Source organism: Advenella mimigardefordensis DPN7, assembly GCF_000521505.1.
Taxonomy (GTDB): Bacteria; Pseudomonadota; Gammaproteobacteria; order Burkholderiales; family Burkholderiaceae_B; genus Advenella; species Advenella mimigardefordensis.
On sequence record NZ_CP003915.1, the window covers coordinates 1,929,813 to 1,941,261 of the forward strand.

Below are 11,449 nucleotides of genomic sequence, written 5' to 3' on the forward strand. Positions count from 1 at the left end.
GTGCAAGTCTACAGCAGAAGGTTTTCAAGGGTTTTACGATAAATGGCGGCCAGCGGCTCCAGGCTGTCGACTTCTATGTGTTCGTTGATCTGATGAATCGTGGCATTGATGGGGCCGAACTCAATGACCTGTGGACAGATCTTCGCAATGAAGCGTCCATCCGATGTGCCACCTGTGGTGGACAATTCGGTTTGCGTACCGGTCACGGCCACAATGGCGGCAGACAAGGCCTCGGATAGCTCGCCCCGCGGTGTCAGAAAGGGTTCGCCGCCAAGCGTCCACTCAATCTGGCTTTCCAGGTGGTGTGCGTCCAAAATGGCCTGTACGCGCGTCTTGAGCGATTCAACGGTACTGGCAGTAGAAAACCGGATGTTGAACAGAAACTCCGCCGTGCCGGGGACAACATTCGTTGCACCGGTGCCGGCATGGAAATTGGAAATCTGGAAAGTGGTGGGCGGGAAGTATTCATTTCCCTGGTCCCATTCAGTGCTCGCCAGCTCATGTAACGCGGGTGCACACAAATGAATCGGATTTCGGGCAAGATGCGGATAAGCCACGTGCCCCTGCAAGCCTTTGATCACAACCCGGCCCGACAGGGAACCCCGGCGACCGTTTTTGATGACATCACCCAGTGTGGTCGTTGAGGTTGGCTCGCCCACAATACAGTAATCCGGCTGCACACCTTGTTGCTTCAGGTATTCGCAGACTTTAACGGTACCGTTGATGGAGGGGCCTTCTTCGTCCGAAGTGATCAGCATGGCGATGGAACCCCGGTGATCGGGGTGCGCCTGCACAAACGTTTTGGCTGCAATGGTAAATGCGGCAATAGAGCTTTTCATGTCAGCCGCACCGCGCCCGTACAGCTTGCCGTCGCGAATCGTAGGAACAAAGGGATTGCTGTCCCATTGTTCCAGCGGACCGGTGGGAACCACATCCGTATGCCCGGCAAAAATAAGCAGCGGCGCTGCCGTGTTGCGCCGCAGCCAGAGGTTTTGCACTTCTTCGAATGGCAGGTGCGTTGCAACGAACCCCGAATCAGCCAGTTCAGCGGCCAGTGTTTGCTGGCAATCCTGATCGTCTGGCGTGACCGACTGGCGGGCGATCAGGGTTTGGGTCAGGGCCAGTACCGGAGAAGAAGATACCTCACTCATGATCAGGCACGCAGCAGATCGTTGATACTGGTTTTGGCGCGGGTTTGGGCATCCACGCGTTTGACGATCACCGCGCAGGCCAGGCTGTGCGAACCGTCAGCAGAGGGCAGGGAGCCAGGTACGACCACAGAGCCGGAAGGCACGCGACCATAGGTCACTTCGCCGGTTTCGCGGTTATAGATTTTGGTGCTTTGGGAAATGAAGACGCCCATCGCCAGTACAGAGTTTTCTTCAACGATCACGCCTTCGACCACTTCAGAACGCGCACCAATAAAGCAGTTGTCTTCAATAATAGTCGGATTTGCCTGCAGCGGTTCCAGCACACCGCCAATGCCCACGCCGCCAGACAGGTGAACGTTTTTGCCGATCTGTGCGCAGGATCCAACGGTTGCCCAGGTATCGACCATGGTGTTTTCGTCTACATAGGCACCGATATTGACGTATGAAGGCATCAGGACCACGTTTTTACCGATGAATGCGCCTCGCCGTGCAACGGCGTTAGGCACCACACGATAGCCGCCAGCCTTGAAATCTGCCTCGCTGAAATCCTGGAATTTTAGCGGCACTTTATCAAAAAACTGCATGGGCGCGTTATTCATGACGACGTTGTCATTCAGGCGGAAAGACAGCAGTACTGCCTTCTTCAGCCACTGGTTCACAACCCAGTCCCCGTCCTTTTTTTCGGCAACGCGCAGCGTGCCGTTGTCCAGTGCGGCCAGGGCGGTGGCGACGGCATCACGCACTTCGGCTGAAACAGTAGAGGAAGACAGGTTGGCGCGGTCATCCCACGCTTTTTCCAGAACGGCTTGAAGATCAGTAGTCATAAGATTTGGATAGGTTGAAAAATAATTAACACAATGGTGAAAGAAAGGCACTGTTCCGGATGGGGCTACCAATGGACGGAGAATGCCTTTCTTTCCCGGGATACCGAAGCTTAACAAAAACCCCGGCGTTACAGTGAAACCGGGCGTCTGCGCGGCGCTTTCGCCGGGTGACTGACGGCTGTATCGCGAGCGATCGGGTTACTGTCAGCTGGCGTAGCGTTCTCGAACAAACCGGGCGATGCGCTGGGCACCTTCTACACATTGATCCAGTGGCGCAACCAGTGCCAGCCTGATGCGATTGGCGCCGGGATTGACCCCATGAGCCTCGCGCGCCAGATAGCTGCCGGGTAATACGGTGACATGCTGTGCACCAAACAGATCACGAACGAAATCGGGATCGGCAACGGGCGTACCTGCCCAAAGGTAGAAAGATGCATCGGGCATTTTTACGTCCAGCACCTCGGCCAGAATGGGATAGACCGCAGCAAATTTGGCTTTATATAAGGCGCGGTTTTGCTCAACATGGGCTTCATCGTTCCATGCAGCTGTACTGGCAGCACTGAACACCGGGCTCATGGCGCTGCCATGGTAGGTTCTATAAAGAAGAAACGACTCGAGCAGGCTGGCATCGCCGGCAACAAAGCCTGAACGCATGCCCGGCACATTGGAGCGCTTGGACAGGCTGGAAAAGCAGACACAATTTTTGAAATCGGTACGACCCAACTTGTATGCCGCCTGCAGAACGCCTACCGGCGGCTGCGCATCGTCGAAATAGATCTCGGAATAACATTCATCTGAAGCAATCACAAAACCATAGCGATCAGACAGTTCGAACAATACGGCCCACTCTTGTTCCGGCATCACATTCCCGGCCGGGTTGCCGGGCGAACACACAAATAGCAATTGTGTTTTTTCCCAAACATGCGCGGGTACGGCGGACCAGTCCGGGCTGAAGTTGCGTTCCGGTACAGCGTTGACGTAATAGGGCTGCGCGCCACCCAGCAGGGCAGCACCTTCATAAATCTGGTAGAACGGGTTCGGGCAGATGACCAGGCTGTCGCTGGCCCCATCCAGCACGGTTTGCGCAAAAGCAAACAAGGCTTCCCTGGATCCCAGGCAAGGCAATACCTGGGTTTGTGGATCCGGTGCGGGCATGTTGTAACGGCGGCCAATCCAGGCGGCAATCGATTCACGCAGCAATGCATCACCCTTGGTCGGCGGATAGGCAGACAGGCCCGACAGATGGCTGGTGATCGCCTCGTTCACCAATGCCGGCGTAGCATGCTTGGGTTCACCGATAGACAGATTCACATGCGTCAGCTCTGTCGCAGGGGCAGGAGCGGTGGCCAGAAGCGCCCGCAATTTTTCAAAGGGGTAGGGTTGCAGCAGACGTAATTTAGGATTCATGACAGACCTTGCGTAGATGCGCAAGTTTACCATTTATAGGAGCGAGGCAGCGCGGATGCATCACCCTTTCGCTCTATGGGGCGGCGGTCAATTTAAGGCTATCGGTCGTAAGCAGCGGTATGGCCGTTTTCCAGTAACTGGCGGGAATTTCGTAGAAACGCTGCAGTGCGTGATACCACATTTTTTGCACCGCTCCCCGGGCGATGGCTGAATACCAGGTGATTGTGAGGATAAGTGGAGGTTCTGTTAGTTTTCTGCCGCTATTTACGCTTATTTCTATGGTAAAAATCATCGAATTGACATAATCTCTTTACGCAGGCCACCAAACCCTACTATAATCCCCGTTCTTTGATGCGAGCGTGGCGGAATTGGTAGACGCACTGGATTTAGGTTCCAGCGCCGAAAGGTGTAAGAGTTCGAGTCTCTTCGCTCGCACCACAAGTATTTAAACATGTGGGAATCCAGTAAATAATAATTCATTCAATGGGTTATCAAAAAATGCTATTTTTGTGTGGCTTACACCGTTTTTTTGGCTTATTCGACTGGTTTGAATCCATATAGATTGACTGGATTGTCAACGAGTATTTTACGAATCGTCACCGCATCCTTTGCCCAGAGCCCCAACAGGGAGATTAAATCTCCATCATTTGGCTTTCTTTTTTCCGTAGCATGAGGCCAATCGGAACCCCAGACCAAACGGTCTGTAGCAGATTCCATCAGTTTCTCTGCATATTCCTGCAAATCAGAATAATTTTTCACGCGGCTAACCATATATGCGCCTGATAGTTTTATCCAGGTATTGCCGGTAGACATTAAACGGTAAACACTTTCTTTTGCTGGCTTCTCAAGCTCTATCTGAGCACCAATATTTGCAAAATGATCGAGAACTACAGGAACCGGCAAGTTCATTAGCATTTTCTCTATAGCAATTAAGTCACTAGGTTTAAGATGCAACTGAATATGCATTCCGTATGGGTGGATCCTTTTTGCGATGGTTTCTATCATGTCCATAGTTGTTGCTCCTTGTTGGACAAGGTTGAATCTCACGCCAACCACTCCGGCGCTTTTTAGTTGATACAGCGTCTCGTCTGTGACACTGGAGTCGACAACAGCTATGCCACGACATGATTCCCCAATATTGGATATGGTGTTCACCAATAAGCGATTATCCGTGCCATAGGTTGAAGGCTGGACAATTACATTTTTCTCAATATTCAATCGTGTCTGCAGTTTTTTATACGCGACCAGAGTTGCTTCTTCATGCACCAGGATAGCGTTCTTGGCAATGGGATACGTATTGTCAAAAACATGCATATGGCAATCGCAAGAATGCTTGGGCATTGGAAAAGTAGATCCGTTAGTTCCGCAGGAATGCAAGTTCATTACTATGTCAAAATTTAGTTATGTTGAATACGCTGATAGCTTTTGAGTGGAAGTATCACTTTTTATAAGCTTTCTTCCAATATTCAATTGCTTCTTCGTAGTCGCTGTCTGCTTGTTCTAATGACATTGGAAGCGTGTCGATAGACATTTCATATATCCTATTTTTAACTTCCGGATTTTCTAATGCTAACTGAAGCGCTTTGTGGAATGCTACCTTCATTTCCTGATTGATTCCTTTTGGTGAAAACACGCCAAACCAGCTATCTACTGCTAACCCTTCATATCCTAATTCCTTGAAGGTCGGCACGTCAGGGAGGTGTGTTGAGCGCTTACTCCCTGCGATCCCCAGCACATCCACTTTTCCTGAATCTAACATGCTTATTGCTTCCGGGAGGCCGGTGACACCAGATCCTATTTGCCCGCCCATCAGGTGCGGTATCATGGGACCAGCTCCCCCATATGGGATAACTTCCATTTCGATTTTTTCGGTTTTGGCAATCACAGAGCCGATCATCTGAGGTATGCCGCCGTCTGAAGGAACACCGTAGTTACCATCTGCTGGATGCTGTCGGATATGTTCAACGAACTCTTTCAGATTTTGAGCTCCAAATTTTTTTGATGTTGAAAGCGCCCATTGAAGATTAGCGATTTTTCCTAGAATGGTGAAATCGTCTCCTGTATAGGGTGCTTTTGTATTTATAAATGGGAGAATAACCACCGGATGTTCAGTAGTTACCATCAAGATAGAGCCATCAGCTGGTGCGCTCTTAACAAATTGTGCGCCGATCTGCCCGTTCGCTCCTGGGCGGTTCTCAACGATTACAGGCTGCTTTAATTGTTGGCTAATAGTGGGGGCTATCAGTCTGGCAAGAACATCAGTTGCTCCACCTGCTCCAAATGGCACGACAAGTCGAATTGGTTTGTTAAAACTTTGTGCAAGCACTGGTTGAGATGCCATTATTCCGAGCAATACTGTTGATAATATTTTGCTGATTGACATAGTGTTCTCCTTTTATATCTTATGAGGTGTTGTTCTTTTTAGAAGTTAAATTTAAGTAAAGAAATATGTATTCGAATGCAACTACTTAAGGTGATGACGGCAAGAATATGTCAAATTCGAAAACATTTATCTCATTATTTTTTTGTTTTGAAAGCAATTTTTTTATTTATTTAGTTGAGTTGGTAATTTTTCCAATTTGTTTTGAACAGAGTTGGAATTTGTGCTGCCTCGCTTCCAGCGAAGCGAGCCGAGGAACATCAGAGAGTCGTTTTCAACACTGATAAATCCAGAACTGACAAATGAGAATTTTTCTGGAGCACTTCTGGTTGTTCTTTAATCTGAAATACAAGATGGGCCTATTCTCGGGTAAACCCGAGATTGTTAATAATAGTTAAGTTTCGTAATATCCAGCAATGCATACGTTCCATCCTAAGTGTCGTATGCATTTTCGCCTATCAGCATCCGTGCCTAGGCGTTTTTTTCTTATCAGGTACGTCAATTGAGGCTTGGTCTCGTTCGTATCTGGTCAAGCGTCGTCAGTTTCCCCTCCTTTCGGAATTTTTTCGGAAGTTGCTCAAGATCCGCCATGCGCAAGATGCCTCATTCCCAAGGCAGGTCATTTGGCCGCTCCCCATTCTGTGTCATTCGTCGTGCACATTGATCGTGCTATAGCACCTGCTCCTACATCCACGAATTGTTTCCTTTATCACAATCGTTATACTTAAGAGCAATAACATTTGAATCAGAAGTTCGTTCAAATAATATAAGCCCTTTTATACACTGGGCCATTTTGGAGACATATCGTGAAACGTTCCATATTCATGGCCATCCTGCTGCCTCTGGCTTGCACGCCAGCACTGGCTGCCTACCCGGAACGGCCTATCACCTGGGTTATTCCCAGCCCGCCAGGTGACGGCTCGGACTCCATCGGTCGGTTGTTGGCTGATAAGGTGGGCAGGGCGCTGGGCCAGACCATCGTGGTCCAGAACAAGCCAGGGGCAGGGGGCGTGATTGGGTCGGAGTCGGTTGCCAATGCCAAACCCGATGGCTACGCCATGATCGTCGGCAATGCCGGTTCGCATGGTATTAATGCAGCCATTTACAGCAAGCTGCGCTACGACGTTGTTAAAAGCTTCAAGCCGGTAGGCCTGTTCTGCACCACAGCCAATGTACTGGCCGTGAGGCAGGATCTGCCGGTCAGCAATGTGAAGGAATTTGTTGCCTACATAAAGAACAGCAAAACGTCGTTGAATTATTCCTCCGGCGGTATCGGCAGCTCGGCGCATCTTTCTGCTGAACTCTTCAAGAGCCTTGCGGACGTGCCGCTAGTGCATATTCCGTATCGGGGTGCGACACCGGCAGTGCAGGCCGTCTTGTCTGATGAAGTGGTGACGATGGTAGGTAATTTGCCGCCGTGGCTCAGCCAGATTAAGTCAGGCAAGGCAAAGGCGCTGGCGGTAACAACGAAAGAGCGTGTGCCGGAATTGCCCGACGTACCAACGCTTGCAGAGACCTATCCTGGATTTGAAACGGTCGCGTGGTTCGGTTTACTTGCACCTGCGGATACCCCGAATGAAATAATCGAGCGCGTCAACAAGCAAATCAATGAGGCGCTGGCATCCCCGGATATTCAGGAACGTTTAAAGGCAGTCAGTTGTGCTCCCGCTGGCGGTACGTCCGAGGAATTTGCAGAGCGCATCCGCAACGATGTGAGCCGTTGGAAAAAGCTGGCTCAGGAAAAAAACATCAAGGCAGATTGAAAATAAACCTGCGCGCAGGCACCACACAGCTAAACAGCAAGCAAGGTTTCAATTCCGAATGGCACGGGCCTGAAAGGGTGAGCATCCAGTAATTGCCTATCTGGTTTTACTCCCAGGCCGGTGCGATTGGGAACCTGGTACTTGCCCTTATCCAGCTTGGGGTATTGCGGTCCGGCCAGTTCCTCATAAAGCGGACTTTCCTCAAATTGCAACTCAAGCATATGTGCTTTGCTGGCGACACACGCCACGTGCAGGGACGCAACCGTACATATCGGACCAGTCGGATTGTGGGGAGCAAACAGGACATCGTTTGCAGCAGCCATTTCTGCGATCGCCAGCATATGGGCAGGACCGCCGCAATATTTGATATCAGGCATAATCACGTCCAGCAGTTTTTCTCGAATCTGCATTTCGAAAGCATGGACACCAACCTGGGTTTCTGCTGCCGCAATCAACACGTTTTGTTCATTGGCGTGCGCTTTTATTCTGCGCAGGGGATCCCAGTTGCCATAGGTTTCCGCCAGAGGGCATTCAAACCAGTGCAGACCAACGGCTTGTAGCTGATCCAGTACGTCAAGTGCGCTTTGTTCGTCAAATCGCCAGTGACAATCCACCATTAAGCGGGCATCCGGCCCAATGGCATCACGAATGGCATAGAGGCAATCTATGCCGTGCTGGATCATCTGCCTAGCCTCTCCATTTGCACACAGGCTGGGTGTGACGCCGTCGAAAGGTGCGGCTTTAAATCCGGAGAAGCCGGCAGCGGCAGCGCGTTTTGCGGTGGCGGCGAATCCTGCGGGTGTACGGTCAACGGTTGCGCGATTAATGTTGGCGTAGACGGATATGGCTTTTCTTTGCAGTGGCGCAAGCATGGCGTGCAGCGGCATCGCCTCCTGTTCGGCGCGGATGGTCCAGAGCGCCTGAGCCAGAGCGCTGAGCACTGCATTGGACACCAGCCCGCCAGGCAGTATCGGAGACGGGCGCACCTGGGCAATCGCTGCTTCTGCTGTCATGCCGATCAGCGGCTGACCGTGCAACTGGGTCGCGGTTTGAAGGGCCGTTTCCCAGCCATTGAGCGATGCCTCTCCCCAGGCATGGGTGCCATCACTCATTTGAATGAGAATAAAAAACCAGTTGGTTTTGGGTGAAACATTGAACGGAACAGCAGTGATAGAGGTGATGGTGCTCATAGTGGTTCAGGCGTGCTTTAGGGTGAACTCGAATCTTCAGTAATCACTATAACGAGTGACATTTCGGAACGATTGTAATTAATTAAAGCTGGTAATTTCAGATGTCATAGCTATGGGTTTGCCGGATGTCATCATCATAATGTAGTTCGAAGCAGATAGTGTGGCAGCAGAGATGTGTCAGCGTGAAACATCAAACTTGTGATTTTCAGGTAAGCTCATCTCCAGTAGCGATGTATTGTGAATATAAAAGGAGAATGCAAATGAAAACAATGACATATGTCGTAGGTGCGCTATGCGCTTTGGCGTCCTTGCAGGCCTATGCGGCTAAGCCGGTAAAGCCGGCGTATCAGCATGCGGATTCAGTATGCAAGCGCGTTCAGGAAAAGGCGCAGGCAACCTTGCGGGCGCGCAGGGAAGGCCATAACGACAGGGCAGGAGACAAGGCCGGGCTGGGCAGCGATAGCAAAGACCCGATGTTCACATATGCAATAGACGTTGCCTACGAAAGTGACATCAACAAGACCGATATTGGCCAGGAAGCTTATGACTATTGCATGTTGCACAAGGCAAGCAGTTGATTGGATTCGCTTGCAGTCGTGTCCCATGGATCAGGGCAGCAGCAGTCAATCACCTTGATTTCGCCAGTCGTTGAGCGGTGTGATGGTTTGGGGCAATCCTGCACCAAACCGATGCTCGCTATGCATTGCTCTCGTGCAATGGATGAGGCTGCCCGGATCCTGTTTTTCTCCCCATCTTTCCTTTTCCGCATTTCCCCATTCCCTTATCCCCCAATTGTCTCCGTTAACATCAGCCGATCCAGGCTCGTCCGCTGCGAATGGCGGTAAGGAAGAACCGTTGCTGGATCCTAACGTAAAGCACAATTGTTCAGCAAAAAATCAGGAATGGTTGCTGGATTCATACGTACGGCTATTGTTCAGCAGAAATCGTTTGACGACTAGTGATCACGTAATAAAGAATACGAAATAACAATGCGAAGAAAAAGTATTCGCAATAAAAGAATCAGGACCGGTGAATGCTTTATGACCACGACACAGTGCCGTGATAGATCAGTTCCCTGATTGGTAACCCGTCGCCTGCTGCCATTAAAACAGGCACGGGTTTTGCTTTATCCCTGATGAGATACGGCCAGCCTGATGCTCGCTTGCGGGCAGGCAGGTCGATCCCGGACACAGGTGTTTAATCACATATGTGAATGCTTTGGGCGCCGCCGCAAAGCTTGTTTGTAACTGGAGAAATAAGTATGAAAAAGAGTCTGTTGTCGGGATTGGTGCTGACCGCGATTGCGGGCCTGGCACACGCCGAGACATCGGTGCAACTGTACGGCCTGGTCGATGCAGGGGTGGGATATTCACAAACGAAGGTCAGCTATGGCGATAGTTGGGTCAAAACCCGTGACATCGGCCTGGTTGATGGTATCGGCGGCACGAACAACTGGGGTCTGAAAGGCATTGAAGACCTTGGCAATGGCACCAGTGCCATTTTTCAATTGGAAAGCGGCTTTTCCCTTGGTACAGGGCACTCCCTATCTGAGGGTACGTTATTTGACCGGCGTGCGCTGGTGGGGTTAACCGGCGCTGACTGGGGTACCGTGACACTGGGCCGCCAATTTAACGTGGCTGATGACATACTCTCGCCGCTGGATCCCTTTGGAACAAATTTCGGGCAGGCTGGCGTGACCGCCGGTGCATTTGGCGACTCAGTATCTGCCAATATGTCCGACTCGATAAAATATATGAGCCCAACCTGGAGCGGCTTTCAATTCGGATTGGGGTATTCCGGACGTAACGAGAAAACGGAATACAGCAGCGGTGCCGGGCGCATCGTCGACAAAGACACGTCTAACTGGATCACAGCCGGTTTATCCTACGTAAATGGCCCGTTGGCCGTTGCTGCAACCTATGACCGGTTTCGCAGCGATGTGACCGTGAGCGATGAGAGTACAAAGTCCACGACCAATATGTGGAATGTAGGTCTGACCTATGACTTCACTGCCGTTAAGGCACACTTGATGTACGGCCAGACGCATGGCGCCTTGCCAGCCACAGGCTTGTCTTCAGGATTGATTCACTCGCTGGATACCGCGTTGGTGGATGACGGCGATTCAGGGTTGCTTAGCGGAACCAGTGGTTACCGTCAGCAGGCATGGCTGGCCGGGCTGACCATTCCTGTCGGAGATGCGGGTAGAGTTCTGCTGTCCTACCAGGGCAATCATGTGAAAAACTCGGACACCGTCTATGATAAGGCACGCGGCACCCTGCATATTGGCAGCATCGGCTACAGCCAGGATCTGTCCAAACGTACCACGCTCTACGCTGTAGCGTCATACGGTAGTGGCAGTGTGCGTTTTGATGCGCTGGACGACAAGGTCAAACTTAAATCGACACTGGTTGCTGCAGGAATACAACACCGCTTCTAAGCAGCCACTGTTATCTGTAGTAAAAAAGCCTGATTGATGCGTAAAAGCGACATCTTTCAGGCTTTTGCTATTGTGGTGTTTTTCCCTCTAGTGCTGGGTGCTTCTGCACGAAGTGCGCCGTTATGCCTACGGTTGCGCCTACCTCGCACGGCATTTTCATATACACGCTTTTTTGCAATTTTGCCTTTACATGGATCAAGGCGGTGATCCGCTCCTAAAAAATACAATACTTCTCAAGCTGCTTCCGTAACCCTTTGATTTGACAAGATAAGCGGGCCCGTATGCAGTGGTTTGTCA

9 protein-coding genes and 1 tRNA gene are annotated in these 11,449 nt (G+C 50.9%); 4 read left to right on the forward strand and 6 right to left on the reverse strand.

Features of this window, described 5'->3' with window-relative positions; all coding sequences use genetic code 11:
- Positions 1 to 8 precede the first annotated feature (8 nt).
- From dapE to dapC, 3 genes are all read right to left on the reverse strand, one after another.
- Positions 9 to 1,151, reverse strand: coding sequence for a succinyl-diaminopimelate desuccinylase (gene dapE, locus MIM_RS08905; protein WP_025372402.1), 1,143 nt, complete (start codon positions 1,149 to 1,151; stop codon positions 9 to 11).
- Between the two features lie 2 nt (positions 1,152 to 1,153).
- On the reverse strand, positions 1,154 to 1,975 hold the full coding sequence (dapD, locus tag MIM_RS08910) for a 2,3,4,5-tetrahydropyridine-2,6-dicarboxylate N-succinyltransferase (RefSeq protein ID WP_025372403.1): 822 nt from the start codon (positions 1,973 to 1,975) through the stop codon (positions 1,154 to 1,156).
- 204 nt (positions 1,976 to 2,179) lie between these two features.
- On the reverse strand, positions 2,180 to 3,382 hold the full coding sequence (gene dapC, locus MIM_RS08915) for a succinyldiaminopimelate transaminase (protein ID WP_025372404.1): 1,203 nt from the start codon (positions 3,380 to 3,382) through the stop codon (positions 2,180 to 2,182).
- A 353-nt stretch (positions 3,383 to 3,735) separates the two neighbouring features.
- Between dapC and MIM_RS08920 the strand changes: the two genes are divergently transcribed.
- Positions 3,736 to 3,820: transfer RNA gene (locus MIM_RS08920), tRNA-Leu, on the forward strand.
- 96 nt (positions 3,821 to 3,916) lie between these two features.
- Here MIM_RS08920 and MIM_RS08925 read toward each other — a convergent pair.
- Entirely contained in the window at positions 3,917 to 4,723 is an 807-nt protein-coding gene (locus MIM_RS08925) for an amidohydrolase family protein (protein WP_158318718.1), read from the reverse strand.
- A 97-nt stretch (positions 4,724 to 4,820) separates the two neighbouring features.
- Positions 4,821 to 5,765, reverse strand: a complete 945-nt coding sequence (locus MIM_RS08930) for a Bug family tripartite tricarboxylate transporter substrate binding protein (RefSeq protein ID WP_025372406.1) — start codon at positions 5,763 to 5,765, stop codon at positions 4,821 to 4,823.
- A gap of 803 nt (positions 5,766 to 6,568) precedes the next feature.
- Here MIM_RS08930 and MIM_RS08935 point away from each other — a divergent pair.
- On the forward strand, positions 6,569 to 7,525 hold the full coding sequence (locus tag MIM_RS08935) for a Bug family tripartite tricarboxylate transporter substrate binding protein (protein ID WP_245592842.1): 957 nt from the start codon (positions 6,569 to 6,571) through the stop codon (positions 7,523 to 7,525).
- 29 nt (positions 7,526 to 7,554) lie between these two features.
- Here MIM_RS08935 and MIM_RS08940 read toward each other — a convergent pair whose 3' ends face one another.
- The gene (locus MIM_RS08940) at positions 7,555 to 8,715 is read right to left on the reverse strand and encodes a mandelate racemase/muconate lactonizing enzyme family protein (protein ID WP_025372408.1); all 1,161 of its coding nucleotides are present in this window, start codon (positions 8,713 to 8,715) and stop codon (positions 7,555 to 7,557) included.
- 260 nt (positions 8,716 to 8,975) lie between these two features.
- Between MIM_RS08940 and MIM_RS08945 the strand changes: the two genes are divergently transcribed.
- Together MIM_RS08945 and MIM_RS08950 are read left to right on the forward strand one after the other, a co-directional pair.
- Positions 8,976 to 9,293, forward strand: coding sequence for a hypothetical protein (locus tag MIM_RS08945; RefSeq protein ID WP_025372409.1), 318 nt, complete (start codon positions 8,976 to 8,978; stop codon positions 9,291 to 9,293).
- A gap of 683 nt (positions 9,294 to 9,976) precedes the next feature.
- Entirely contained in the window at positions 9,977 to 11,152 is a 1,176-nt protein-coding gene (locus MIM_RS08950) for a porin (RefSeq protein WP_025372410.1), read from the forward strand.
- The last annotated feature ends 297 nt before the right edge of the window (positions 11,153 to 11,449 follow it).

Excerpts from the sequence above, each read along its gene's own strand:
- MIM_RS08945 (WP_025372409.1), top strand. The coding sequence starts at position 8,976 with ATGAAAACAATGACATATGTCGTAGGTGCGCTATGCGCTTTGGCGTCC.
- dapE (WP_025372402.1), bottom strand. The coding sequence starts at position 1,151 with ATGAGTGAGGTATCTTCTTCTCCGGTACTGGCCCTGACCCAAACCCTG.
- MIM_RS08930 (WP_025372406.1), bottom strand. The coding sequence starts at position 5,765 with ATGTCAATCAGCAAAATATTATCAACAGTATTGCTCGGAATAATGGCA.
- dapD (WP_025372403.1), bottom strand. The coding sequence starts at position 1,975 with ATGACTACTGATCTTCAAGCCGTTCTGGAAAAAGCGTGGGATGACCGC.
- dapC (WP_025372404.1), bottom strand. The coding sequence starts at position 3,382 with ATGAATCCTAAATTACGTCTGCTGCAACCCTACCCCTTTGAAAAATTG.
- MIM_RS08925 (WP_158318718.1), bottom strand. The coding sequence starts at position 4,723 with ATGCCCAAGCATTCTTGCGATTGCCATATGCATGTTTTTGACAATACG.
- MIM_RS08940 (WP_025372408.1), bottom strand. The coding sequence starts at position 8,715 with ATGAGCACCATCACCTCTATCACTGCTGTTCCGTTCAATGTTTCACCC.
- MIM_RS08950 (WP_025372410.1), top strand. The coding sequence starts at position 9,977 with ATGAAAAAGAGTCTGTTGTCGGGATTGGTGCTGACCGCGATTGCGGGC.